At 60.1% G+C, this 23,232-nt stretch carries 24 protein-coding genes; 11 read left to right on the top strand and 13 right to left on the bottom strand.

Annotated elements, in window-relative coordinates; translation table 11 throughout:
* Positions 1-80 precede the first annotated feature (80 nt).
* Positions 81-728 (top strand): RluA family pseudouridine synthase, encoded by a 648-nt coding sequence (locus AC2TDJ_RS08630; protein ID WP_480841198.1) that lies wholly within the window; start codon positions 81-83, stop codon positions 726-728.
* A gap of 2 nt (positions 729-730) precedes the next feature.
* Here AC2TDJ_RS08630 and AC2TDJ_RS08625 read toward each other — a convergent pair whose 3' ends face one another.
* Complete coding sequence (locus AC2TDJ_RS08625) at positions 731-922, bottom strand: hypothetical protein (RefSeq protein ID WP_480841196.1); 192 nt, start codon at positions 920-922, stop codon at positions 731-733.
* A gap of 104 nt (positions 923-1,026) precedes the next feature.
* Between AC2TDJ_RS08625 and AC2TDJ_RS08620 the strand changes: the two genes are divergently transcribed.
* The 4 genes from AC2TDJ_RS08620 (at position 1,027) to AC2TDJ_RS08605 (ending at position 4,036) form a co-directional block, all read left to right on the top strand.
* Positions 1,027-1,719 carry a helix-turn-helix transcriptional regulator gene (locus AC2TDJ_RS08620; protein ID WP_480841194.1) on the top strand — a complete coding sequence of 231 codons (693 nt, stop codon included), beginning with the start codon at positions 1,027-1,029 and terminating at the stop codon, positions 1,717-1,719.
* A 119-nt stretch (positions 1,720-1,838) separates the two neighbouring features.
* The gene (locus tag AC2TDJ_RS08615) at positions 1,839-2,510 is read left to right on the top strand and encodes a YiaD family glycine zipper/OmpA-like lipoprotein (RefSeq protein ID WP_480841192.1); all 672 of its coding nucleotides are present in this window, start codon (positions 1,839-1,841) and stop codon (positions 2,508-2,510) included.
* Positions 2,511-2,643: 133 nt separating this feature from the next.
* On the top strand, positions 2,644-3,186 hold the full coding sequence (locus AC2TDJ_RS08610) for an NADPH-dependent FMN reductase (protein ID WP_480841449.1): 543 nt from the start codon (positions 2,644-2,646) through the stop codon (positions 3,184-3,186).
* A gap of 43 nt (positions 3,187-3,229) precedes the next feature.
* Positions 3,230-4,036: an HTD2 family dehydratase gene (locus tag AC2TDJ_RS08605; protein ID WP_480841191.1), complete on the top strand. Its 807-nt coding sequence runs from the start codon at positions 3,230-3,232 to the stop codon at positions 4,034-4,036.
* Here AC2TDJ_RS08605 and AC2TDJ_RS08600 read toward each other — a convergent pair.
* Complete coding sequence (locus AC2TDJ_RS08600; RefSeq protein WP_480841190.1) at positions 4,028-5,062, bottom strand: NAD(P)/FAD-dependent oxidoreductase; 1,035 nt, start codon at positions 5,060-5,062, stop codon at positions 4,028-4,030. The genes AC2TDJ_RS08605 and AC2TDJ_RS08600 overlap by 9 nt on opposite strands.
* 55 nt (positions 5,063-5,117) lie before the next feature.
* Between AC2TDJ_RS08600 and mnmC2 the strand changes: the two genes are divergently transcribed.
* Positions 5,118-5,783 carry a tRNA (5-methylaminomethyl-2-thiouridine)(34)-methyltransferase MnmC2 gene (gene mnmC2 / locus AC2TDJ_RS08595; RefSeq protein WP_480841188.1) on the top strand — a complete coding sequence of 222 codons (666 nt, stop codon included), beginning with the start codon at positions 5,118-5,120 and terminating at the stop codon, positions 5,781-5,783.
* A complete protein-coding gene (locus AC2TDJ_RS08590; RefSeq protein WP_480841186.1) occupies positions 5,780-6,649 on the top strand; it encodes a DMT family transporter in 870 nt (289 codons plus the stop codon). Before mnmC2 ends, AC2TDJ_RS08590 begins: the two co-directional genes overlap by 4 nt.
* Here AC2TDJ_RS08590 and AC2TDJ_RS08585 read toward each other — a convergent pair.
* Positions 6,623-8,596, bottom strand: a complete 1,974-nt coding sequence (locus tag AC2TDJ_RS08585; RefSeq protein WP_480841184.1) for a lytic transglycosylase domain-containing protein — start codon at positions 8,594-8,596, stop codon at positions 6,623-6,625. The two genes, AC2TDJ_RS08590 and AC2TDJ_RS08585, sit on opposite strands and share 27 nt — an antisense overlap.
* 134 nt (positions 8,597-8,730) lie before the next feature.
* Between AC2TDJ_RS08585 and dapA the strand changes: the two genes are divergently transcribed.
* Positions 8,731-9,603, top strand: a complete 873-nt coding sequence (gene dapA / locus AC2TDJ_RS08580; protein ID WP_480841182.1) for a 4-hydroxy-tetrahydrodipicolinate synthase — start codon at positions 8,731-8,733, stop codon at positions 9,601-9,603.
* A gap of 35 nt (positions 9,604-9,638) precedes the next feature.
* On the opposite strand, the gene AC2TDJ_RS08575 is transcribed toward dapA, so the two are convergent.
* From AC2TDJ_RS08575 to pdxR, 7 genes are all read right to left on the bottom strand, one after another.
* Positions 9,639-10,520 carry a sigma-70 family RNA polymerase sigma factor gene (locus AC2TDJ_RS08575; RefSeq protein WP_480841180.1) on the bottom strand — a complete coding sequence of 294 codons (882 nt, stop codon included), beginning with the start codon at positions 10,518-10,520 and terminating at the stop codon, positions 9,639-9,641.
* Positions 10,517-10,978: a carboxymuconolactone decarboxylase family protein gene (locus tag AC2TDJ_RS08570; RefSeq protein WP_480841178.1), complete on the bottom strand. Its 462-nt coding sequence runs from the start codon at positions 10,976-10,978 to the stop codon at positions 10,517-10,519. Before AC2TDJ_RS08570 ends, AC2TDJ_RS08575 begins: the two co-directional genes overlap by 4 nt.
* 107 nt (positions 10,979-11,085) lie before the next feature.
* Complete coding sequence (locus AC2TDJ_RS08565; RefSeq protein ID WP_480841176.1) at positions 11,086-11,958, bottom strand: dimethyl sulfoxide reductase anchor subunit family protein; 873 nt, start codon at positions 11,956-11,958, stop codon at positions 11,086-11,088.
* On the bottom strand, positions 11,958-12,707 hold the full coding sequence (locus AC2TDJ_RS08560) for a 4Fe-4S dicluster domain-containing protein (protein ID WP_480841174.1): 750 nt from the start codon (positions 12,705-12,707) through the stop codon (positions 11,958-11,960). The genes AC2TDJ_RS08565 and AC2TDJ_RS08560 overlap by 1 nt, the downstream gene beginning before the upstream one ends.
* Before the next feature lie 102 nt (positions 12,708-12,809).
* Positions 12,810-15,626: a molybdopterin oxidoreductase family protein gene (locus AC2TDJ_RS08555; RefSeq protein WP_480841172.1), complete on the bottom strand. Its 2,817-nt coding sequence runs from the start codon at positions 15,624-15,626 to the stop codon at positions 12,810-12,812.
* Positions 15,627-15,793: 167 nt separating this feature from the next.
* On the bottom strand, positions 15,794-17,563 hold the full coding sequence (xsc, locus tag AC2TDJ_RS08550) for a sulfoacetaldehyde acetyltransferase (RefSeq protein WP_480841170.1): 1,770 nt from the start codon (positions 17,561-17,563) through the stop codon (positions 15,794-15,796).
* Between the two features lie 122 nt (positions 17,564-17,685).
* Positions 17,686-19,146, bottom strand: coding sequence for a MocR-like pyridoxine biosynthesis transcription factor PdxR (gene pdxR, locus AC2TDJ_RS08545; protein WP_480841168.1), 1,461 nt, complete (start codon positions 19,144-19,146; stop codon positions 17,686-17,688).
* Between the two features lie 133 nt (positions 19,147-19,279).
* Between pdxR and AC2TDJ_RS08540 the strand changes: the two genes are divergently transcribed.
* Together AC2TDJ_RS08540 and AC2TDJ_RS08535 are read left to right on the top strand one after the other, a co-directional pair.
* Complete coding sequence (locus AC2TDJ_RS08540; RefSeq protein ID WP_480841166.1) at positions 19,280-19,588, top strand: ArsR/SmtB family transcription factor; 309 nt, start codon at positions 19,280-19,282, stop codon at positions 19,586-19,588.
* Positions 19,581-20,612: a permease gene (locus AC2TDJ_RS08535; protein ID WP_480841164.1), complete on the top strand. Its 1,032-nt coding sequence runs from the start codon at positions 19,581-19,583 to the stop codon at positions 20,610-20,612. Before AC2TDJ_RS08540 ends, AC2TDJ_RS08535 begins: the two co-directional genes overlap by 8 nt.
* Before the next feature lie 57 nt (positions 20,613-20,669).
* On the opposite strand, the gene AC2TDJ_RS08530 is transcribed toward AC2TDJ_RS08535, so the two are convergent.
* Together AC2TDJ_RS08530 and AC2TDJ_RS08525 are read right to left on the bottom strand one after the other, a co-directional pair.
* The gene (locus AC2TDJ_RS08530; protein ID WP_480841162.1) at positions 20,670-21,059 is read right to left on the bottom strand and encodes a hypothetical protein; all 390 of its coding nucleotides are present in this window, start codon (positions 21,057-21,059) and stop codon (positions 20,670-20,672) included.
* A gap of 52 nt (positions 21,060-21,111) precedes the next feature.
* Positions 21,112-21,873 (bottom strand): DUF1013 domain-containing protein, encoded by a 762-nt coding sequence (locus AC2TDJ_RS08525; protein ID WP_480841160.1) that lies wholly within the window; start codon positions 21,871-21,873, stop codon positions 21,112-21,114.
* Positions 21,874-22,003: 130 nt separating this feature from the next.
* Between AC2TDJ_RS08525 and AC2TDJ_RS08520 the strand changes: the two genes are divergently transcribed.
* The gene (locus AC2TDJ_RS08520; protein ID WP_480841158.1) at positions 22,004-22,645 is read left to right on the top strand and encodes a ribonuclease T2 family protein; all 642 of its coding nucleotides are present in this window, start codon (positions 22,004-22,006) and stop codon (positions 22,643-22,645) included.
* Here AC2TDJ_RS08520 and AC2TDJ_RS08515 read toward each other — a convergent pair.
* Entirely contained in the window at positions 22,642-23,130 is a 489-nt protein-coding gene (locus AC2TDJ_RS08515; protein WP_480841156.1) for a hypothetical protein, read from the bottom strand. The two genes, AC2TDJ_RS08520 and AC2TDJ_RS08515, sit on opposite strands and share 4 nt — an antisense overlap.
* Positions 23,131-23,232: the final 102 nt, after the last annotated feature.

The raw sequence follows: 23,232 nt of genomic DNA, 5'->3' as shown, positions 1-23,232 counted from the left end.
TGCAGCCAGAGTTGCGGAACCCGATTGCTCAGGCAAGGACGACGTTGCGGGAGGTAACGCGCTGCGATAGGCAGGCCCGCATGAGCGAGACCTACGATCCACCCAAGACACCGCTGGACGTTTTGCATGAAGATGCGCAACTGATTGTAGTGAATAAACCCCCGGGGCTGCTGTCGGTTCCCGGGCGTGGCGAGCATCTGGCCGACTGCCTGCTGACACGCGTTCAGGCGGCATTCCCACAAGCGCTGCTGGTGCATCGGCTGGATCGCGATACCTCGGGCGTGATGGTCTTTGCTCAGACCCCTCATGCACAGCGGCATCTGGGCCTGCAGTTCGAAAACCGCCAGACACGCAAAACCTATGTCGCCCGTGTGTGGGGTCGGGTTGAACAGAAAACGGGGACAGTTGAGCTGCCGCTTATCGTCGACTGGCCGAACCGACCGCGGCAAATGGTGTGTCACGACACGGGTAAACCTGCGGTCACCGATTGGCGTGTGGTCAAGTACGAAGGGGAAACGACACGGGTTCGCCTTTTTCCCAAGACCGGCAGGTCGCATCAGCTGCGTGTTCATATGCAGGCGCTGGGCCACCCAATCCTGGGTGACCCGTTTTATGCCGTAGGTACCGCGCGCGACTTTCCGCGACTGATGCTGCATTCCGAAGAACTGCGCCTGAAGAACCCCGAGGGCGGGGTGGCGATGAAATTCCGTGCCCCGGCAGATTTCTGACCCTAGGCGCTGCTGACCCAGAACATCTTGAGATTGCCCAGTGAGAACCGTTTTTGGCGTTTTCTTGGACGAGAAGTTTTGCGGTGGCGGGCGGCGGAAAGTTCACGTTCGATCTCGAACCCGCGCAAAACGTGATCCTGCGACCAGCGGTCCAGTTTCAGGGTCATCATGACGTGGTTGTCTCGGCTTGGCATGGGTGTTCTCCTGTCTCGTGATGGTCCAAGCTTCACCCATTGCTCCTGACACTACCTTGTCAGGGGGGTGTGCTAAGGTGTCAGCAGATTGCAAGGAGACTGACATGCGTCGTTCGACCCGTCTGTTCGAGATAATTCAGATTCTACGTACCTCTAGCGGGCCAGTGACGGCAGATGAATTGGCGGCCAAGCTTGAGGTGTCAGCACGCACCGTCTACCGCGATATCGCGGCGTTGCAGGCGCAACGGACGCCGATCGAGGGCGAGGCCGGTGTGGGCTATTTGATGCGGCGCGGATATGACCTGCCGCCTTTGAACTTTGACGCCGAAGAAGTTGAGGCACTGTGGGTGGGTCTGTCGATGCTGGCGCGCACCGGCGACAGCACGCTGCAACAGGCCGCCGACCGGGTATGCCGCAAGATCGAGGCGTTGCGCGCGCCTGCCGATTGGCTGCAGGTTGCCCCTTGGGGGGCGCCCGCGGATGACCCGGACAAAGGGTGCGTGTCGATTGCTACCTACCGTGAAGCCATCCGGGCCGAGCAGAAAATCCGGATCACCTACGTAAATTCCACCGAAGAGCGAACTGATCGGATTTTGCGCCCTGTCGCGCTGATCTATCATATCGAATGCACCATGCTGGCCGCCTGGTGCGAGTTGAGAAACGGGTTTCGTCATTTTCGCACGGATCGGATCTGGTCCTGCGAGCTGGAGGATGATCACTTTTGTGGCCAGGGCCAACCCCTGCGCGCGATCTGGCAGGAACAGAACCGGTGGGACGCGTCGGCTGGCGCGGCTTAGGTGGCGGGTATTCGCCGACTTAACGGATTTGTTGCTTGAGCCCGCGCTCGGGTCCCATGCTATACTTTGGGAAATCAATGAAGCCCGGCAAACGGGTATTTGGAGCAGAAGGTGATTCCATGGCGATTTCCAAGAGTATCCTGACGGTCGGAATGTGTTCGGCCCTATTTCTAGGCGCGTGTACAGACCCGGGTACACTGTCTGTTCAGAACGATCCGAACCAGAATGCAAAACAAGGTGCCTTGTTGGGTGGACTGATTGGGGCCGGAGTGGGCGCAATCGCCAATGATTCCGACCCACTTCTGGGTGCACTGGCCGGAGGCGCGATCGGTGCGGCCGGAGGCGGCGTGATCGGTAACCAGCTGGACAGGCAGGCCGCTGAATTGCGCCAGCAACTGGCCAATGACGGGATCACTATCGTGAATGCCGGCGACCGTCTGATCGTGACAGTCCCCAACGACATCACCTTCGACACCGACAGCTCGACCGTTCGCCCAGCCTTGCGGGCAGATCTGGTGAAGGTGGGTCAGAATCTGGTAAATTACCCGAACTCGAACGTTCAGATCATCGGGCATACCGATAGCGACGGAGAAGCGTCCTACAACCAGGGTCTGTCAGAACGCCGCGCCAATTCGGTGGCGGATATCCTGCAGGCCAACGGTGTCAGCTATGCGCGGATCACCACAGTCGGGCAGGGTGAAAACAACCCCGTCGCCTCGAACCTGACGCCGGAAGGCAAGGCGCAGAACCGTCGGGTCGAGATCGTGGTCGTGCCCAGCGGAAACGCCTGATCGGATTTCCGGAATTCAGTGGGGCCGCCCATCGACGGCCCCTTTTTTGCACATTGACTGCGCGTCAGGCGGGCTATGGTTTCGTTCCGAATTCGGTAAATTGACCCTGATCTGAATGACGGAGTTTTCCCTGATGTCCGAACCGATCCTTCTGGCCCTGTCGGGTTCGCTGCGCCAAAACGCGACCAACCGCAAACTGCTGCGCGAGGCTGCGCGGCTGTTCGACCCCGGCACCTTCATCGAGGCCGATCTGAACCTGCCTCTGTATGATGGGGATCTGGAAGATGGTGAGGGTATTCCGGAAAAAGTGCAGGCGCTGGCAGATCAGATTGCGCGGGCGCATGCGGTGATCATCTCGACGCCGGAATACAACAAAGGGCCATCGGGCGTTTTGAAGAACGCGCTGGATTGGGTCAGCCGCACCGAGGGGCGCCCCTGGGCCGACAAGCCGGTCGCTGTGATGTCGGCTGCGGCAGGCCGGGCCGGTGGCGAACGTGCTCAGATGGTGTTGCGGGCTTACATGGTGCCGTTCCAGCCGCGCATTCTGCAAGGCCCCGAGATCCATCTGGCCAACAGTTCCAACGAGTTCGACGATCAGGGCCGTTTGGCGAGTGCCCGCTACGAAGCAGCCCTGCAAACCCTGATGCAGAAACTGCGGACCGAGGCGGGGTATTGAAAGCCAGCTTGTTCCTGCGCTTCGGCGGCCATAGGCTGCCGGGATGAAGCAGGAAACTCAGGTCGATATTCAAACTGACATGATGGACCCGGCGCGCGCTGCTGCATGGCAAACGGCGCTGGGGCACGAACAGACGATTACAGGTGGGTCGGACCTGCCGCCGTTTTTCCATCAGCTCTATTTCTGGTCGCCGCAGCCACCGGATGGATTGGGGCGCGACGGACATCCCTTGGTTGGCAAAGGTCTTATCCCGGATATGGGGCTGCCGCGCCGGATGTGGGCCGGTGGGCGGTTGGAGTTTCACGCGCCATTGATCGCCGGTCAGGACGCAGAGCGCCGATCGTTCCGCGAGACGGCAACCGCCAAGGCCGGGCGCACCGGACCGCTGGCCTTTGTCACCCTGCGCCATGAAATCTGGCAAAACGGCGCGTTGTGTCTGACCGAATGGCAGGATCTGGTCTATCGCGAAGACCCCTCGCCGGATGCCATCGCGCCAACACCTCCAACAGCCCGAACCGATGAGACCGACCTGCGTGAGGCCCGGTTCGATACAACGTTGCTGTTCCGTTATTCCGCGCTGACCTTCAATGGCCACCGTATCCATTATGATCTGGACTATGCACGCGACGTCGAAGGCTACGAGGGGCTTGTCGTGCACGGCCCCTTGCTGGCGCAACACTTGATGTTGATGGCTGAAGACTTGATCGGGCCGCTGACGCAGTTTTCCTTTCGGGCCTCATCGCCGCTTATGCATTTCGAGACGGCAATCCTGTGCCGGAACGGTCAGGATCTGTGGGTGCGCGGACCGGACGGGCGGCAGTGCATGCAGGCCGTTGCCGTGTCAAAGTGAAGCTTCGGGTCGGAAATCGTCGGGGATCAAGTCGCGCCCATCCAGAACCAGATCGGCCATAACCTCGGCCACTTTCGGGGCCATGCCGAAGCCGATCTTGAACCCGCCATTGGCGATGAACTGTCCCTTGTGCAAGGGATGCTTACCCAGCATCGGCGCGCGGCTCTTGCTGCGGGGGCGGACACCGGCCCAACGCTCGATCACCTCGGCCCCATGCAAAACCGGAACGGCGCGCATGGCCCGGTCGATCACGTCGTCCAGCGCGGCGTCCGTGCTCGTGGGGTCATCGTATTCGCGTTCCGAGGTCGAACCGACGGCCAATGTACCGTCCGCATGTGGGACGATATGGATGGCGTCGACAAACAGTTGTGGCACATCGCCTGCGTCGAACCTCAGCAAAGCGGCCTGACCTTTGACACCATTGCCCACCGTTTTTCCAAAAGCCTGACTGAGCTCCTGCAGCCCGGACAGCCCCGTCGCGTGAACGACCAGCCCAGCGTCAGGCGCATCAGCCACAACTTCAACTCCCATAACTGCAAGGGCCGAGACCAACGCCGCGCACGCGCGCCGCGGATGCATCCGGGCCGTCAGCGTGTCATGGATCACAAATCCGGTGGGGCTGGGCGGACACCACGCGCCAATCTCCGCGACCGGTACCACGCGCCAATCCGCGCGCCCGTGCCAAAGCTCTGCGGCTGTGCTTTCCCGCGATCGTGCCAGTTCAAGGCTGCGGTCATCTGTTATGGGCTGCAAACGACCCAGTCGCGCATATCCCGGTGAGACACCGCCTGTGGCCTCGACCTGGCTCCAGAATGGCTCGGCCATGATCAGGCTGTCGAACTGAAACGCTTTCTTGGCATTCCAGTTCTCGGGCACATGCGGGGCAAGCGCGCCCACAAGGCCGCCGCTGGACCCGGCGCCTGCACCAAAGGGATCGACAACCTGCACCTTCGCGCCGCGCCGGGCGCAGGTCCAGGCGATGGACAGGCCGAAGATACCTGCGCCCCGCACTGTCACATCGACCATTGCCAATCCCCTTTTCCTTGTTCAGTGTCGCGCCGCTTAGCTACAGGATAACCCGATGGCAGACCAGCGCGCCAAATTGACCTGGAAGGACGATCAGGTTCCGGTCTCGGACCGCTTCGACGATCCCTATTTTTCGTTGCAGAACGGGCTGGAGGAGACGCGCCATGTGTTTCTGGCGGGCAATGATCTGCCCGCACGCTTTGCACCCGGCTTTCATATTGCCGAGCTGGGTTTCGGAACCGGACTGAACATGCTGACCGTCTGGTCGGAATGGGAGAGATCAGGCCAGACATCTCCGCTGATTTTCACCAGCTTCGAAGCCTTCCCGATGGCTTCGGCCGACATGGCACGCGCCCTGGCCGCTTTCGCCGAGCTGGCACCATGGGCGGATCGGTTCCTTGCAGCGTGGCAGGGCGGATCCTGCAACCTAGGGACTCTGCATCTTGAGGTGATTGCAGGAGATGCTCGCGACAGTTTGCCAAAATGGTCGGGGCAGGCCGATGCATGGTTTCTGGATGGATTTTCGCCAGCAAAAAACCCGGAATTGTGGGAGCCCGACCTGCTGCGGCAGGTTGCGGATCATACCGCGCCCAATGGAACCGCAGCGACCTACACCGCCGCCGGTTTCGTGCGTCGAGGGCTCGAGGAGGCCGGGTTCACGGTGACCCGCACCCCGGGCTTTGGCCGAAAGCGGCACATGACGCGGGCGGTCAAGGCATGACGCAACAGAATAACAGTCGTGCCGGTATCGCCCTGATGATCGCCGCAACCGTTGTCTTCGCGCTGCAGGATGGAATCTCGCGCCATTTGGCCGGTACCTACAACACCTACATGGTTGTGATGATCCGATACTGGTTCTTTGCAGCCTTCGTCGTGGTCCTTGCAGCACGCGCCCCGGGCGGGCTGAAGGCTGCAACGCAATCAAGCCAGTTGGGCTTACAGATTCTGCGCGGCGTGCTGCTGGCAGCCGAAATCTGCGTTGCCGTGTTCAGTTTTACCATCCTCGGTCTGATTGATACGATGGCGGTCTTTATCTGCTATCCGCTGATTGTCGCGGCGCTCAGCGGTCCGGTGCTGGGGGAAAAGGTCGGTTGGCGGCGCTGGTCCGCGATTTGCGTGGGATGCGTCGGCGTTCTGATCATCCTCGAGCCGGGTGCGGGCGTATTCAACCCCTGGGCCATCATTCCGCTGATCTCGGCGCTGATGTTTGCCGTCTACGGGTTGCTGACCCGATACGTTGCACGGCTTGACAGTTCAGCCACCAGTTTTTTCTGGACCGGCATTGCCGGTGCGGTGGCGATGACGCTGGTAGGTATGTGGTACTGGGAGCCGATGGCACGCCCGGATTGGCTGTGGATGGCCCTGCTCTGTGTCAGCGGGGTATTGGGACACTGGTTGCTGATCAAATGTTACGAGATGGCCGAGGCCAGCGCGGTGCAGCCCTTTGCCTATTTCCATCTGGTGTGGAGCGCTGTTCTGGGATTGCTGGTATTCGGCGAGGTGCTGCGCCCGGCGGTGGTTGTGGGCGCAGCGCTGGTTGTTGCCGCTGGTCTGTTCACCCTATGGCGCGAACGACGCCAGGGTTGAGCCGGTCAGCTCCTGCGAAAACGGTATTGGCAGGGCTGGCTGTCCCAGTCTGGCGCGGTAGACTGGCAGGCTTTCGGCGACACGCATGACGTAATTTCGGGTCTCACTAAAGGGGATCATCTCGATCCAGTCGACCACATCGACTTCGCCTGCGCGCGGGTCACCGAAACGGTCCATCCACGAAATCGGGCGTCGCGGCCCGGCATTATAGCCCGCCGCCATCATGACCACGTTACCGTTGAAATCAGCGGCCAATCCGGCCAGGTAATTCGATCCCAGCTTGGCATTGTATTTCCAGTCCGAGGTCAGCCGTGCCGTCTTGTGCCCGCTGAGAAGACCCAGCTCACCAGCAACCAGTTTGGCAGTGGCCGGCATCACCTGCATCAGCCCGCGCGCACCCGCACCACTGACGACAATCGGGTCAAACTCGCTTTCCCGCCGCGCAATGGCCAGGGTCATTTCCTTGGCCATCGGCAATCCCAGATCGGCGACAGGATGTACCGGGTAATAAGCCGCCGGAAGCACGACACCGGTGCGTGCCGCCCGCTTGGCAATCATCACTGCCAGATGCGGTTCCTTCAATTCCAGTACCAGGTCACCCAATTGCCCAGCCTCGACCGGATCGAGGCCTTCGACCAGATGGGTCAGAAACCTTTCTGACAGGTTGTCCTCGCCTGCGCGCAGCAACAGCAACCCGGCCTCAAGCACGCTTGAATCGGCGAAACTGGCCTGTTTCCAGTGCGGTGCACGCCTAGGATTCGCCAGTTCGCTGTCAAAGGGGCGTCCGATGCGCTCGGCAGCCAGCAGACCATAGAATGAAGTCTGGTAGTCCGCACCCATCGCGTAAGCTTCATACGCCTTGTCTGCGTTACCCACTGCGGCATAAGCACGGCCCAGCCAATACCCCCCGCGGCCCTTGGAAATGGGCGATTGCACCGCCCCCGAGAAGTTCTGGAAATGCCGCACGGCTGTTGCCGGGTCATCCAGACGCCGCAGGGCGAGAAATCCGGCCAGCCATTCGAGATCGGCATAGGCATATCCCATTTCCGGTGTCATGTGGTGACTGGCCGCGATCTGGTAAGCGCGGGTGGCGCTGCCACCCCGCATCTCGAGCCGCGCCAGACGACGGCGACCTTCGGCCCATTTGTCCGGTTCGCCCAGCGCCTCCGGTCCCGTCGACCGCGTCAACATCAGATCGATGGCGCTGTCATCGAGCTCTTTCCTGTCACGCCAGACAAACCGGTCAAAGGCCAGGCCCGGCGACGAGGCCAGCGACTTCGGAACGGCAGCAACCTTGCCATCCACACCCGGCTGGCGCTTTTGCAAGGCAATCCGAGCTTCGGCCAGCTTGCGGTAATCCGGGCCCACCAGCGGCAGCATTTGCCCGGCGCTGACCAGATGTCCATCCCACAGCATCCTGTCCAGACGCGCTTCGTGGTGTGGTTTCAGCAACTTGCTGAAGTTCTCAAGGTAGTTTTTCTGCAGCCCAGACCCCATCGGCATCGTGCGCCATGCGGTCACGATATCGGCTTCGGCCTCGCCATTGCGGCCTTTGGCCATCAGAGCGATGGCATAGTTCAATGCGCCCTCGGCTGTCTGTGGCGGAGAATTGTCGTAGAATTTCAGGATCCGGTCCGTCTCTGCACCGGTAAACGCGGGTTCGCTTTTGCGACGCAGCCATGCCAGGCCGGGCCAGTTCGGGCGTCGGTCGAGAAATACCAGTACATCGCCGGAACTGCCGAAACCCTCGCGCAGCCAATGCCACACGATAACGTCGCGCGTAACGGACCCGCGCGCTCCGGATACCCGCAGTGCTTCGTTCCAGTCCCCTTTGCGCATTTCCGCCATTCCAGCCCGCAAATCTGCAGCGGCATCGGCGCGAGCGGTCTCTACCTGGAAGGCAGAACACAGAATCACAGTTGTCAAAATGGCCAGAAGGCGTGTCATCCCTTGCATTTCCTAACCAACCGAGGATACAGCCATTCAGGATAAACCGTGCGTCGTCGGGATCAACTCACAAACCAAACATCGTGACGGACCGATGCGCAAAAACCAGCATATTGCACCCTAAGGAGTGTTCCATGTTCAAAGGCTCGATGCCAGCCCTCGTCACCCCGTTCCGCAACGGCGAGTTGGACTTGGATACGCTCAAACACTTGGTGGAATGGCAGATTCAGGAAGGGTCGACGGGTTTGGTTCCGGTGGGAACGACCGGTGAGAGTCCGACGCTGAGCCACGAAGAGCACGAGACCGTGGTCGAAGAGGTCGTCAAGGCTGCGGCAGGACGCGTGCCGGTGATTGCCGGTGCGGGGTCAAACAACACAGTCGAGGCGATCCGGTTCGTGCGATTCGCCCAAAAGGTCGGCGCTGCGGCTGCGCTTGTGGTGACACCGTATTACAACAAGCCAACCCAGAAAGGCCTGATCACGCATTTCCGCGCTCTGCATGACTGCGCCGATATTCCGATCATCATCTACAACATCCCTGGCCGTTCGGTGATCGACATGACACCGGCAACCATGGGTGAACTGGCAAAACTGCCCCGTATCATCGGCGTCAAGGATGCCACTGGTGATCTGGCGCGCGTCAGCCAGCAACGCGCCAGCTGCGGTGCAGATTTCTGTCAGCTTTCGGGCGAGGATGCGACCGCGCTGGGTTTCAACGCGCATGGCGGTGTCGGCTGTATCTCGGTTACGGCAAATGTTGCTCCAAAACTCTGCGCGGAATTCCAGCAGGCGACGCTGGATGGCGACTATGCGACGGCGCTGGAATACCAGGATCGCCTGATGCCCCTGCATGAGGCGATTTTTATCGAGCCGGGTCTCGTCGGCGCAAAGTATGCGCTCAGCAAGCTGGGCCGTTGCAGCGAGGAAGTCCGCTCGCCGCTGACCATGCTGGAGGACACCACAAAGTCCGCCATTGATGCAGCCATGGCTCACGCCGAATTGATATGATGCCAAATTGCAGGGCCTGCGACCGGCAGGCCCGACTAGCTTAGCAGCTTTTCCAGATGCCGGGTTTTCTCGGGGTTGCGCACCATGTAGATGGCCGCAACCCTGCCGTCCTCGATCTTCAGCGACGTTGCCTGCAATGAGCCTCCTGGTTCGCGGTTTAGGATTGCCGGTAAACCGTTCAGCCAGCAAAAAACCCACTGGTACGAACGGGGCGCTGTCGGCTTTCGAGCAAGCCCGACGAAAAAGCGTGTGACTTTGTCCCGGCCGTAAATTGGGTTCAGTGTCGCGATAATCCTACCGCCGCCATCCGAATGCAGCTGGACGTCTCGGGCAAGCAGGTCGGACAAGTGTTTCGTGTCCCCGCTTTTGGCGGCATTGAAAAACGCTTTCGCCAGTTCCTCGCCATGTTCGCGTTCTATCCGGGTACGTGGGTTGACGTCCTCGACATGCTTGCGGGCGCGGCTGACGAGCTGGCGGCAACTGCTTTGGCTGCGCTTCAGTGTCTCGGACAGTTCGTCATACGAATGCTCGAACACATCATGTAGAAGGAAAGCCGCGCGTTCCAGCGGTGACAATCTTTCCAACGCCATCAAAAGCGCGACCGAGACATCACGGTCCAGCCGTTCGGTTGCATCATCGGTTATCAGGGGTTCCGGCAACCACTCTCCGGGATAGACTTCACGCATGGCCTGCGCGGCTCTCAAGTGGTCGAGGCACAGCCTGGTGACAATGCGGATCAGGTAACCTGTCTCATCGTGCACCTGATCAGAATCGACGCGCCGCCAGCGGAGATAGGCGTCCTGTACGATATCCTCAGCGTCACTGACTGAGCCGAGCATGCGGTAGGCAACCGCGAACAGGCGCGGTTGCAGGTCGACAAAGGATCGATCATCGGGCTGTGAATCGGACCGGGTCACGCGGCAGAGGCCTTGCTGGATACCGGGTGTGGAATAGCAAATCCGATGGCCAGTCGGTTCCAGGCATTGATCGTTGTAATCACAAGGGTCAAGGCCACCTGATCCTTTTCCGAAAACTGCGCAGCCATCGTCTGGTAGACATTGTCAGACACACGGTGTGTTTCGATACGCGTCAGCGTCTCGGCCCATGCAAGCGCGGCGCGCTCGCGTTCGGAATAAAGCGACGATTCATGCCAGGCATTCAGAAGATGCAGGCGATCTTCGGTTTCGCCGCCCGTGCGGGCGTCGTGCGTGTGCATGTGGATGCAATAGGCACAACCGTTGATCTGCGAAACCCTGAGTTTGACGAGTTCGATCAGACTGTGTTCCAGTTCGGATGCGTGCAGACACTGCTCCATGTCCAGCATGGGCTGTAACAATTCAGGTGCGATGGCAAAGTGATTGATCCGGGGGGACATTGGTTTCTCCTGTTTTGAGATAGAACAAAAACAGGACGGATGAGTCACCGGGTTTGTGACATGCCTCGGAAAAAAGAGCCGCGGATCGGAGGCTCCTTGAGGAGTGTTCAGCGTTTGCCGTAGTACAGCCCAACCACATGTTCGGCTTGCGCGAAAAACAACCAACGCGATGTGGCCACACCGGCCAGGTGTGACAGGACGGCCAACAGCGCAAAGAAGTGATTGAAAGGCAGAAGCAGCAGTATGACAGGCAGTACAAATGCCAGCACGAAGGAGATCATGCGCAGCTTTTCGGCGTGCTTTCGACCCACGACATGGACAAATTCCCGCAGCAGATAGTTCGTGCCTGTATGCGGCGGTTCGAACGCGCGGACCGCGCCTCGGTGGTCCAGACCCGTTGCGGTGCCAAGGGTCGTGCCGGCCTCCTCAAAGGCCTTGTCGCCCTGACGCCAGTACAGAATTTGCACCAGAGCTGCGATCAGAAGCAAAGGCAGCGCTATCGCAGTCTGACCCGCCAACAGGGCACCACCCGCAAGACTAAAGCTGAGGAACATGACCGGTGTCAGATTCATGTTCCATCGCGGGATGGTTCTGAGCTGCGTGTAGATCATTGATGTGGTGAACACAGTGGCCAACGCAAACGCTGCGCCAACAACTCCGAGAATGCCCCAGCGCTGGTCCAGAAAAACCACGCCGATGGCATAAAAGCCCATAATCATCAAGGCGATAACCGCGCACCAGCCTTCACGGCTGAGCCAACTGGTCTTCCATTGGGTAAACGCCTTCCACGCACGTTCCGGGTGTCCCAGATGAAAGGTCGATGCCAGCAATCCGCCCACGGCGAAAGCGTAGGCGATCACAAAGAACGCGAACGCGATCCAGCCGGACACGTCGGGGAACCCGAGGCCCAGAAAAAACAGCAGGCCAAACCCGAGGCCCGAGAGGGTGGTAAAGATGATGACTGAGGGTGCCGGATGCATCAGAGTTTCTCCAACGTCTTGTCGAGCCAGCCAATGAACCCTTTGGGTTCTTCGGCAACCGGGGCGAGCAGAGGAGCCAGGATGTCGATCTGATCTTCAACGGTGTCCTTCGGGCGTGGTGGGAGGTATTTGTTGACGGGTTTGGTGCCCATTTCGGGCATCAGGTCCATTCCTTCTCGCTCGGCCACCAGTTTGCTGACATCGCTGTCCGGATCACTCAGATCGCCAAAATGCCGGGCGCCGGCGGGGCACGTTCGCACGCAGGAGGGAACGCGGTCCACCTCCGGCAGGTTTTCGTTGTAGATGCGGTCAACGCATAGGGTGCATTTCTTCATCACGCCCTCGGCCATGTCCAGCTCACGCGCGCCATAGGGGCAGGACCAGGCGCACAGTCCGCAGCCGATACAGTCGCTTTCGTTGACCAGAACGATGCCATCCTCGACCCGTTTGTAACTGGCCCCGGTCGGGCAGACGGTGACGCAGGGCGCGTCTTCGCAGTGCAGGCAGGATTTTGGGAAATGGATCAGCTGGGCATGGCCCTGCTCGGGCTGTACCTCGTAAGAATGCACGCGGTTGAGGAACGTTCCTGAGGGGTCAGCACCGTACGCATCCTGATCGGACAGGGGGGCGCCGTAATTCTCGGTGTTCCAGCCTTTGCAGGAAATCACGCAGGCGTGGCAACCGACGCAGGTGTCGAGATCAATCACCAGGCCCAGCTTGCGCTCTGTAGATTCGGGAAGTTGGGTCATGTCAGCGCACCTCTGCTGCTGGGGAGGGGGCCAGCCCCCTCTTGAGCCTTCGGCTCAATTCACCCCCGGGATATTTTTGGCCAGATGAAGTGCGGATCCGGGTCATTTACCCACCTTCCATGCGATATCTTTCGGGCCGGTCCCAACCGGTGATTTGATGGGCCCGAATTCGGGCTGGCTTTCCGCGTCGCTTGGGGCCTCGGTCTTTTCGATTTTCACCTTGAGGTCGAACCATGCGGCCTGACCCGTAATCGGGTCGGAGTTGGCCCACCGCATACCGTCGCCTTTGGGGGGCAGAAGCTCGTGAATAAGGTGGTTAAGCAGGAAGCCTTTAGTGGCTTCTGGCGCATCCTCTTGCAGCGCCCAGGCTCCTTTGCGCTTGCCGATGGCGTTCCAGGTCCAGACAGTGTTGTCGTTCAGCGCCGCCATTTCCATGACCGGTACCGTGATTTCTCCGTGCGGAGAACTGACCTTGGCCCAGTCGCCGTCCCGCAGATCATGCTCGCGCATCAGTTTGGTCGGGACATAAAGCGGGTTGCGCCCGTGCAATTGCCGCAGCCAGGCGTTCTGGGTGCCCCAGCTGTGATACATGGCCATCGGGCGTTGGGTCAGAGCGTTGATAGTGAAGCCTTCGTTGCCCTGCTGATCCGTTTCGTACCAGATCGGCAGCGGGTCCATCGTGTTTTTGATTCGTTGACGCAAATGCTCGGGCGGTTGGCGGTCGCCATGACCTTCGGCGGCCAGCTGGAATTTGCGCATCGGTTCCGAGTAGAGCTGGAACAGGTAAGGCTGCGGGCTGTCATAGATACCCATGCCTACGGCCCAATCCTGATAGGCCCTGTTCCACGGTTTGTAGTAGTCGGCGCCTTCGGGGATATGCGCGATATAGAAACCGCCATTCTCGATATATCGGTTCAACTGGTCGGGATTGACTTCTCCACGCCCTTGCTTGTTGCCGTTTTCGCCCCGGAACCCGGCCAACGGGCCGATGCCCGGCTTACGCTGGTGGTTGACGATGTAGTCGGCGTAATCCTTCCACTTTGGGCTCCCGTCTTCGTTTGTGAAGCCGGGCAGGCTCATGCGGTTGGCGAGTTCGATCAGAACCGATTGGAACCCGCGCACGTCGCGGTCGGGTTCGATCACCGGCCAGCGGATCGCGTCAGCGGCTGCGTCGGCTTCGCAAATGGGACGGTCCAGCAGCGAGATACAGTCATGCCGTTCCAGGTAGGTCGTATCGGGCAGGATCAGGTCGGCATAGGCAACCATTTCCGATGAATAGGCATCGGAATAAATGACCTTGGGGATGACGTATTTGCCGTCTTCATTGCGAGCGGTCAGCATCTCCATCACGCCTTTGGTGTTCATGGATGAATTCCACGACATATTTGCCATGTACATGAACAGCGTGTCGATCTTATAGGGATCGCCGGCTGCCGCGTTCGAGATCACCATATGCATGAGCCCGTGGGCGGACATCGGGTTTTCCCAGGTGAAGGCCTTGTCAATGCGTTGTGGGGTGCCGCAATCGTCTATCAGCAGGTCTTCGGGGCCGCGCGGGAAGCCCAGATGCGGGCCTTCCAGAGGGCGTCCGGGGCGCCGGTCGCCATGCGGGTTGGGGTGAGCCTCGACCGGTTTGGGGTAGGGTGGTTTGAAACGGAATCCCCCGGGAACCTCGACCGTGCCCAGCAGGATTTGCAGCACGTGCAGGGCTCGGCAGGTCTGGAAGCCATTGGCATGGGCCGAGATACCGCGCATGGCATGGAAGCTGACCGGACGGCCGATCATTTTGTGGTGTTTTTCACCCCGGAAATCGGTCCATTCGCGGTCCAACTCGATGGCCTCGTCAAAGGCCACGCGGGCGATCTCGGCGGCGATGGCGCGGATGCGCTCGGCTGGGATGCCGCAGCGTTCGGCGACGGCCTCGGGCGCGTGATCGTCGGATAGGTATTTCTCAGCCATCAAATGAAAGACCGGGCGATGGGTGACGCCGTTGTTTTCATAGGTAGCTGACAGGTCGGGGCGGACGCCGGGTTTGTCAAAGGCAGCCGGTTCACCCGTCACTCGGTCGATGACAAGCGGCTTGCCATCCGCATTGCGCAGGAACAGACCTTTTTCAGGTCCCTCAACCGCATTCACCAGAACCGGCGCGTTGGTGTAACGGCTAAGGTAATCCAGATCGATCTTGCCCGCTTTCATCAGCACATGGATCAGAGACAGAATGAACAGCCCATCCGTGCCCGGTGTGATACCGACCCAGTCATCGGCGACGGCGTTATACCCTGACCGGATCGGGTTGACCCCGATCACCCGTGCGCCGCGCGCCTTGATCTTGCCGATGCCCATCTTGATCGGATTGCTGTCATGGTCCTCGGCCACGCCAAACAGCATGAACAGCTTTGTGTGATCCCAATCGGGCTGGCCGAATTCCCAGAACGCGCCGCCCATCGTGTAGATGCCGCCCGCCGCCATGTTGACCGAGCAGAACCCGCCATGAGCCGCGTAGTTCGGGGTGCCGAAATTCTGTGCCCAGAAAGAGGTGAAGCTCTGGCTCTGATCACGACCGGTGAAGAAGGCCAGTTTCTGCGGGGCGGTCTCGTGCAGTTCGTTCAGCCAGCCGACGGCGGTGCTGATCGCCTCGTCCCATTCGATCTCGCGGAATTCACCCGACCCGCGCGGACCGACCCGGCGCAGGGGCTTGCGCAAGCGCGACGGCGCGTTGACCTGCATGATCCCGGCGCTGCCCTTGGCGCAGAGCACGCCCTTGTTGACCGGGTGGTCACGGTTGCCTTCGATATAGGCAACCTTGCCGTCTTTCATGTGAACGTTGATCCCGCATCGGCAGGCGCACATGTAGCAGGTGGTGCGCCGGACCTCGTCCGAAACCTTGGGCGAAAGGTCGATCTTCGGCTGATGCGTCACGTTAACTCTCTCTCCGTGGCCGATTGCTTTGGCACCTGAACGTTCCGGTTATTCTTAGAATTTTTATTCCCGGCTCAAGCATTAGTATTGATTTTCGGCTGTCGCCCCGACGTTCTGGTGCGGCATCCCGGCAGAGGCCGGACCCGATGGGACCGGCCGTCTTCGGTTTATTGAGGACGCATATCTTCTGCGTCGACGCCGGCGACTTCGACGGGTTTCTTCATCGCGTCACGGCGGAAAGGCTCGCCCAGTTCCTGGTTGATCATGGCCTCGATCAGGGTGGTGATGCCGTTTTTCTGGTCCTCGATGGCCTGGTTCAGCGCCGCCGTAAGTTCGTCCTGGGTACGAGCCACCACACCCTTCAAGCCGCAGGCCTGCGCGATACCGGCGTAAGAGACCTGGGTGTCCAGTTCCGTGCCCACGAAGTTGTCATCGAACCATAGGGTCGAGTTGCGCTTTTCCGCGCCCCACTGGTAGTTGCGGAACACGATCTGGGTCACCGCGGGCCATTCCTCACGCCCGATGGCGGTCAGTTCGTTCACCGCAATGCCAAAGGCGCCGTCACCGGCAAAGCCCACCACCGGTGTGTCCGGGCAGCCGATCTTGGCGCCGACGATGGCCGGCAGGCCGTAACCGCAGGGACCGAACAGGCCGGGGGCCAGGTATTTGCGGCCCGCCTCGAAGGACGGATAAGCGTTGCCGATGGCGCAATTGTTGCCGATGTCGGAGGAGATGATCGCCTCTTTCGGCAGCGCGGACTGAATTGCGCGCCACGCCATGCGCGGGCTCATCCAGTCGGGCTTGGCATCGCGGGCACGCTGGTTCCAGGTGGTGCCGGGGTCGTCATCCTCGTGGTCCATGCTAGACAGCTGCTGCGCCCAGCGGGACTTCTTCTCGGCGATCTTCGCCTTGCGCGCCTCGCGGCCGTCGTCACCGGCGGTGTCGCTCAGCTGCGCCAGGACACCTTTTGCTACCTTGGCAGCGTCACCAATGATGCCGACGCTGACTTTCTTGGTCAGGCCGATGCGGTCGGGGTTGATGTCGACCTGGATGATCTTGGCGTTGGCGGGCCAGTATTCCATGCCGTAACCGGGCAGGGTCGAGAACGGGTTCAGACGGGTGCCGAGGCACAGAACCACATCCGCCTCCGAGATCAGCTCCATCCCCGCTTTCGAGCCGTTATAGCCCAGAGGGCCGGCAAACAGAGGGTGCGAACCGGGGAAGGCGTCGTTGTGCTGGTAGCCGACGCAGACCGGCGCATCCAGACGCTCGGCCAGCGCTTTCGAGGCGTCGATGCCGCCTTCGGACAGAACCACGCCGGCGCCGTTCAGGATCACCGGGTTCTTGGCGTTGGACAGCAGCTCGGCCGCCTGCGCCACGGCACTCTCACCGCCCGAGGGGCGCTCGAATTCGACAACAGCGGGCAGATCGACATCGATGACCTGGGTCCACATGTCGCGCGGGATGTTCAGCTGGGCCGGGGCGCTGGCGCGCTTGGCCTGCATGATCACGCGGTTCAGAACTTCGCAGACACGGGTCGGGTCGCGGACTTCTTCCTGATAGGCGACCATGTCCTCGAACAGCTTCATCTGCTCGACTTCCTGGAAGCCACCCTGACCGATGGTCTTGTTCGCCGCCTGCGGGGTCACCAGCAGCAACGGAGTGTGGTTCCAGTAGGCGGTCTTCACTGCGGTCACGAAGTTGGTGATACCGGGGCCGTTCTGCGCGATCATCATCGACATCTTGCCGGTGGCGCGGGTGTAGCCATCGGCCATCATGCCAGCGCTGCCCTCATGCGCGCAGTCCCAGAACATGATCCCCGCTTTCGGGAACAGATCCGAGATCGGCATCATCGCCGATCCGATGATCCCGAACGCATGTTCAATCCCGTGCATCTGCAGCACTTTGATAAAGGCTTCTTCGGTCGTCATTTTCATCTGGGTTTCTCCGGGCTGGGTGGTCGTGGCCGGGCAATTGGCCGCAGCAGTTCTTTGCGGTTTTGGCGCATGGGTGCGTGCGACGTTAGGGCCAGAACTGATGGCGGAATAGGTCCAGTCGGTTAATGGTTTTGGATTGCATCGGCGATCTGCTCGATTCCCGGGGCGATACGTTCAGGTGCGATCGAAGAATAGCCCAGACGGTAATAGTTCCTTGGCCGCTTGGGACCGGAAAAGAACTGCTCGCCGGGCTCGATGTGAACGCTGCGCTGCTGCAGTTGTTGCGCCAGCTGCTTGGTATCAATGTCACGAGGCGCTTGCATCCACATGGATGAACCACCCAAAACGCCGCGCCCGGCAACGGTCAGGCCGTGGTTTTCGATTGCTGCCTCAATCGCCTCTCGCCGTAGTTGCAACGCCTTGGACATGCGTCTGATCTGTGCGTCGTAGTGGCCCAGAGACAGAAAATAGGCAGCTGTGCGCTGTATGTGCCCCGGCGGGTGGCGCAGGACCAGCGAGCGTAACGCGCGTGCCTCGCGAATAAATGCCTCGGACCCGACCATGTATCCGAGACGAAGGCCGGGAAACAGCGACTTGGAAAAACTGCCGACGTATACAACCCGGCCATCCCGGTCGAGGGATTTCAGCGCCGGTGAAGGGGCACCCAGAAAGGCCATCTCGAATTCGTAATCGTCTTCGACGATGATCGCGTCCAGCTCTCGTGCCCGAGCCAACAGGGCATTGCGGCGACTCAGAGGCATCGTCGCCGTGGTCGGGCTCTGATGGCTGGGCGTCGTGAAGATCACGTCGGTCTCGTCAGGGATGCTGTCCGGTGGCAAACCGTCCTGATCGACGCGCAGCGGGGTCACATTGCATTCGGAATGGATAAGAAGATTCCGCAGGGCGTAGTAACAGGGATCTTCTATCGCTGCAGTCCGGGAGCGGTTCAGAAGCACCCGGGAGGCCAGCCAAAGCGCGTTTTGCGCGCCCAGAGTTATCAAAATTTCTTCGGGGCGGGCCGCGATGCCGCGACGGGGCAGGGTGTGGCGCGCGATGAACTCGATCAAAAGCTGATCGTCCTGATCGACGTAGTCCCCCGTCAGCGAGTCAAAGTCCTTGTGCCCAAGCGCCCGCACGGCACAGAGCCGCCAGTTGGCGTGGTCAAACAGGGATCTGTCGGCTTGCCCGTAGATGAATGGATAGCGGTAATCGCGCCAGTCGCTGGGTTTTTGCAGGAAATCTCCGCCGGAGTAGTGCCGGGCCAGCGCGGCGCTCCAGTCAACAGATTCATCTCCGCGCTGCAACGGCGTGTATTTAGGCGGCACCGGGGCGTTCTGGGATACGAAATACCCTGACCGCCCCTTGGCTGTCAGGTAATCGTTGGCCAAAAGTTCGGTATAGGCCAGTGTGACGGTAATCCGACTGACCCCCAGATGCGTCGCCAATTTGCGGGATGAGGGCAGCTTTTCCCCCACATGAAAACGCCCCGACAGAATGCCTTCGGCGATCATCTGCTGGATGCGCGCCTGCAAGGTGCCCTGACCGTTGGGATCGAGAAAAAAGGTGTCCACCGAAATGCTCATATCCGCTTATAGGCTGGACCTAAGGTGGCGGCAATCTGGACTTAAGTGAAATCCCGACAAAACCGCTTCCGTGGTTGACGCGCGCTCGCAAATAAACTATATAACCAGAAAATTAGTTTAATGGAGAAATGAGATGTGGGAAACCGCCGCTGCAGGATTCTCGGCCATGGGTTCGGAAGCCCGGCTGAAGGTCCTGAAAACTCTGGTTCGTGCGGGCGAGGCTGGATTGACTGTCGGTGAAATCCAGAACCGAACCGGCATTGCGCCTTCGACTCTTGCGCATCACCTGCGGTTTCTGGCCGCTGGTGGAGTGGTCGAGCAGGAAAAGGTCGGTCGAAGCACGATCAACCGGGCGTGTTTCGATGAGCTGAGAAACCTGGCGCAGTTCATCCTCAGCGAATGCTGCGCAGACGAAATTGGAAAGGCCGCGAACGATGGCTGAACTCTCACAAAACCCGAAGGTCCCGGCCAGAGGTGTCGTGGATCTGATCAAAACGCCATGGGCCTTGATCATCGTGATCCTTGCAGCCGTGGCTGTTTTGGACCCGGGCAACTGGACCGAAGTTGTGGCCTTTGCCGGCAAGGCGCTGGCCCATACAGGGCAGTATATCCTGTTTGCCGTTTTGTTGCTGTCCTACCTGAAGGCGACCGGAGCCGAGGTCATGGTCGCCCGCGCTTTTGAAGGGCGCGAGACGCGTATGATCTTTCTTGCAGCCCTATTTGGCGGGCTCGCACCGTTCTGTAGTTGTGAAGTCATCCCTTTCATCGCCGGTTTGCTGGCTCTTGGCGCACCCCTGTCGGCCGTCATGGCGTTCTGGCTCAGTTCACCGCTGATTGACCCGCCGACTCTGTTGATCACCGCCGGAGCGTTGGGCTGGCCCTTTGCCATCGGCAAGGCCGTTGCTGCCGTGGCGTTGGGGTTGTTTGGTGGATTCACAGTTCGCGTCATGATGCAGGGCGGGGCATTCGCCAACCCTTTGCGCGAATACAAGCCTGCCGGATGCTGCGGCTGTGGACCCAAACAGGACGACAAGCCTGTGTGGAAGTTCTGGCAGAAGCCCGAACGCCGCGCACGGTTCCGCAGTGAGTTCGTGCACAATGGTGTGTTTCTGCTGAAATGGCTGGCCCTGGCCTACGTGCTTGAGGCGCTTCTGGTCAACTACGTGCCCGCCGACCTGATCGCCCGAGCGGTAGGTGGAGAAGGGGTCGTGCCCATCGTGGTGGCCGCCCTGGTCGGAATGCCCGCCTATCTGAACTCCTATGTTGCTCCGCCGCTGCTGGCTGGCCTGATGGAGCAGGGGATGAGCGCAGGTGCCGCGATGGCCTTTATGGTGGCGGGCGCCGTCAGCTCAATCCCGGCGATGGCGGCAGTCTGGTCGCTGGTTAAACCGCGCGTGTTTGCCACCTATTTGGGGCTGGGCGTCGGCGGGGCAATTGTCACCGGCATCCTGTTCCAGATGATCTGAAATGATTAAAGCCGCCCGGCAGCAATGCGGGGCGGCTTATTATCTAACGGTTTCAGCTTAGCTGGCTTCACAAAACTTCGGTAGCTTGAACCTGTAACGAGGTTCCCCGCTTTCGACATAGACCCTTTTTTCGATACAGGCGCTGGTGCCGACTGTCTGAGAAACCGGAGCTTCGGTGGATGTGATCGATGCTGCAGTTCCATCCGGCAACCGAACCGAAGCGATGACGCCATTTTTCAGGTCACCGTTTATTGGGGTCGCTGACAAAACCGGCACCGTCATGAAGGAATGGTGTTCATGCTTACCGTCACCGCCCCAAAAAGACAGGGCAGCGACAATTGCGATCATGACCACACCACCCGCCAACGCCAAGCCCCACGTTTTCAGAAAGGCATAAACAGTCACAGCGCGATGCGGGCCAACGAGGGCAGACAATACGTTCAGCATAGGTATCCTGTAGAAATCGCCCCGGACCGTTCAGACCGGGGCCATCAGTACATCAGGTGCGCGGATCGTCTTCTTCTTCGTCCGCGGCATCGCCTTTGGGCAGGTTGAAGAAGCTGTCTGCATCAACAAGCGGCTCTTCATCCGATTTCTCGTCGCTATCATCGGACAGCGAGAAGGTTTCCAGACCTTCGATGGCGGTCGGGATCTTCGGTGCGGCGTCCATTTCCAGCGACTGCTCGGTCGACACCAGTTTGCGGCGCTCGTCATCGCTCATGACGCCACCTTCCGCCGCTTTCTTAGCGGCTGCCTTCTGCACGATCGCGTCCAGCTCGGATTGTTTGCAAAGACCCAGAGCAACAGGGTCAATCGGCTGCATATTCGAAATGTTCCAGTGGGTGCGCTCGCGGATCGACTGGATGGTCGGCTTGGTGGTGCCTACCAGCTTGGCAATCTGACCATCGCTGAGTTCCGGGTGGAACTTGACAAGCCACAGTATCGAGTTTGGACGGTCCTGACGCTTGGACAGCGGGGTGTAGCGCGGCCCACGGCGCTTTTCCTCGCCCGATGCCGCTGGGTTGAACTTGAGCTTCAGCTTGTGCAGCGGGTTGTTCTGCGCCGACTCGATCTCTTCCTGCGTCAGCTGGTTGTTGGCAATCGGGTCAAACCCTTTGACCCCAACGGCCACATCGCCATCTGCGATGCCCTGCACCTCAAGCTCGTGCATGCCCACGAAATCCGCGATCTGCTTGAAGCTGATCGTGGTGTTGTCCACCAGCCATACGGCTGTTGCCTTGGCCATAAGCGGTTTTGCCATCAGCCCGTCTCCTTTGAATACATCTGTCCCGTCGCCGGAATTCGGCGGCCCCGTGGTCTTGGGGCAGGTTTCCGTTGTCGGGGAACTTGGGCTGTATATAGTCGCGGCAAGGCAAGAAGGGAAGAGGCGAATGCGCCGAGGGATTTTGGGGTTGGTATTGTCGGCGTTCAGCGCGACGACGGCGCTGGCCGATGGGGAAAAGGCGGACGAGTTCGATTACTATGTCCTGTCGCTGAGTTGGTCACCCAACTGGTGCGCCCGAGAAGGCGACGCGCGCGGTTCGGACCAATGCGATGCACGGCATGACCACGGCTGGATACTGCACGGCCTTTGGCCGCAATACCATCAAGGCTGGCCTGCGTTCTGTCGCACAGCCGAAGCTCCGCCCACCCGACGCATGACCAGGCAAATGGTCGATATTCAGGGCAGTTCCGGTCTCGCCTGGCATCAATGGAAAAAGCACGGCACCTGCACGGGCCTCAGCGCGCCCGACTACTTTGCCCTGTCACGAAAAGCCTATGAGCGGGTCGAACGCCCACAGGTGTTCCGAAAACTGGATGCGTCGGTCAAGCTGCCTGCCTCGGTCGTGGAAGAGGCCTTCCTCGAAGCCAACCCCGAGCTTGAGCGGGACATGGTCACCGTCACCTGCAAACAGGGATACATCGAAGAGGTTCGTCTATGCCTGTCTCGTGACCTTGAACCGGTGCCGTGTGGCCGGGACGTTATCCGGGACTGCATGGCCCAGGACGCGTTGTTCGATCCGATTCGTTAGAGTTCCCGGTTCTGGCATTCGCGGGCGTATTCCAGCGCCTTGGCGGTGCCCTTGAGGTCAATTGCCATCACCACCTCGCCTGCCGGGTTATAGACGGTCAGGGTCTTGTTCTGCGCAATCGCATTGACGAAGCTGCGGTCGGTGAAGAAAACCGTCGCGCCGGGCACGTCGCGCTGATTGAAGCCTATGGCTGTTGCGTCAAAGCTCTTGCCGTCCAGCTCGAACCGGATCGGATAGCTCTCACCCTGTTTAATGTCGCCCCAGGCCTTGTTGTAGACGGCGAAATACCCGCGATTGCCCAGCGCGTCATAGCCCAACCGCACGACCGAGAGGTCCTGATACACCGTCTGAATCAGACACCCGTTCCCAAGCGCGGGGTCCATCATGATGTTCCATCCTTCGACAAAGCCTTTGTCGACGAGGTCTTGCGCGAGGGCAGAGGTGGCGGTGAAGGCAGCGAGGGTGAGGGCGAGAAGGCGGGTCATATAGTGTTTCCGGAAAAAAGACTGTGGAATGGCATCCACGTTACTGAATTAACAGGCGCAGCCAAGAGTATTCTCCTGTCGTGATCCAGCTATTTTCTACGG

Source organism: Ruegeria sp. HKCCD6647-2 (assembly GCF_057221075.1).
Note: the sequence above shows the minus strand (reverse complement) of the source record. Positions and strands in the feature narration are given on the sequence as shown.

Coding starts and splice junctions, on each gene's coding strand:
- AC2TDJ_RS08520 (WP_480841158.1), top strand. CDS start 22,004: ATGCGCCGAGGGATTTTGGGGTTGGTATTGTCGGCGTTCAGCGCGACG.
- AC2TDJ_RS08585 (WP_480841184.1), bottom strand. CDS start 8,596: ATGACACGCCTTCTGGCCATTTTGACAACTGTGATTCTGTGTTCTGCC.
- xsc (WP_480841170.1), bottom strand. CDS start 17,563: ATGAAAATGACGACCGAAGAAGCCTTTATCAAAGTGCTGCAGATGCAC.
- AC2TDJ_RS08610 (WP_480841449.1), top strand. CDS start 2,644: ATGTCCGAACCGATCCTTCTGGCCCTGTCGGGTTCGCTGCGCCAAAAC.
- AC2TDJ_RS08530 (WP_480841162.1), bottom strand. CDS start 21,059: ATGCTGAACGTATTGTCTGCCCTCGTTGGCCCGCATCGCGCTGTGACT.
- AC2TDJ_RS08565 (WP_480841176.1), bottom strand. CDS start 11,958: ATGCATCCGGCACCCTCAGTCATCATCTTTACCACCCTCTCGGGCCTC.
- AC2TDJ_RS08515 (WP_480841156.1), bottom strand. CDS start 23,130: ATGACCCGCCTTCTCGCCCTCACCCTCGCTGCCTTCACCGCCACCTCT.
- AC2TDJ_RS08525 (WP_480841160.1), bottom strand. CDS start 21,873: ATGGCAAAACCGCTTATGGCCAAGGCAACAGCCGTATGGCTGGTGGAC.
- AC2TDJ_RS08620 (WP_480841194.1), top strand. CDS start 1,027: ATGCGTCGTTCGACCCGTCTGTTCGAGATAATTCAGATTCTACGTACC.
- AC2TDJ_RS08560 (WP_480841174.1), bottom strand. CDS start 12,707: ATGACCCAACTTCCCGAATCTACAGAGCGCAAGCTGGGCCTGGTGATT.
- AC2TDJ_RS08535 (WP_480841164.1), top strand. CDS start 19,581: ATGGCTGAACTCTCACAAAACCCGAAGGTCCCGGCCAGAGGTGTCGTG.
- mnmC2 (WP_480841188.1), top strand. CDS start 5,118: ATGGCAGACCAGCGCGCCAAATTGACCTGGAAGGACGATCAGGTTCCG.
- AC2TDJ_RS08615 (WP_480841192.1), top strand. CDS start 1,839: ATGGCGATTTCCAAGAGTATCCTGACGGTCGGAATGTGTTCGGCCCTA.
- AC2TDJ_RS08625 (WP_480841196.1), bottom strand. CDS start 922: ATGCCAAGCCGAGACAACCACGTCATGATGACCCTGAAACTGGACCGC.
- AC2TDJ_RS08630 (WP_480841198.1), top strand. CDS start 81: ATGAGCGAGACCTACGATCCACCCAAGACACCGCTGGACGTTTTGCAT.
- AC2TDJ_RS08600 (WP_480841190.1), bottom strand. CDS start 5,062: ATGGTCGATGTGACAGTGCGGGGCGCAGGTATCTTCGGCCTGTCCATC.
- AC2TDJ_RS08590 (WP_480841186.1), top strand. CDS start 5,780: ATGACGCAACAGAATAACAGTCGTGCCGGTATCGCCCTGATGATCGCC.
- AC2TDJ_RS08570 (WP_480841178.1), bottom strand. CDS start 10,978: ATGTCCCCCCGGATCAATCACTTTGCCATCGCACCTGAATTGTTACAG.
- pdxR (WP_480841168.1), bottom strand. CDS start 19,146: ATGAGCATTTCGGTGGACACCTTTTTTCTCGATCCCAACGGTCAGGGC.
- AC2TDJ_RS08540 (WP_480841166.1), top strand. CDS start 19,280: ATGTGGGAAACCGCCGCTGCAGGATTCTCGGCCATGGGTTCGGAAGCC.
- AC2TDJ_RS08605 (WP_480841191.1), top strand. CDS start 3,230: ATGAAGCAGGAAACTCAGGTCGATATTCAAACTGACATGATGGACCCG.
- dapA (WP_480841182.1), top strand. CDS start 8,731: ATGTTCAAAGGCTCGATGCCAGCCCTCGTCACCCCGTTCCGCAACGGC.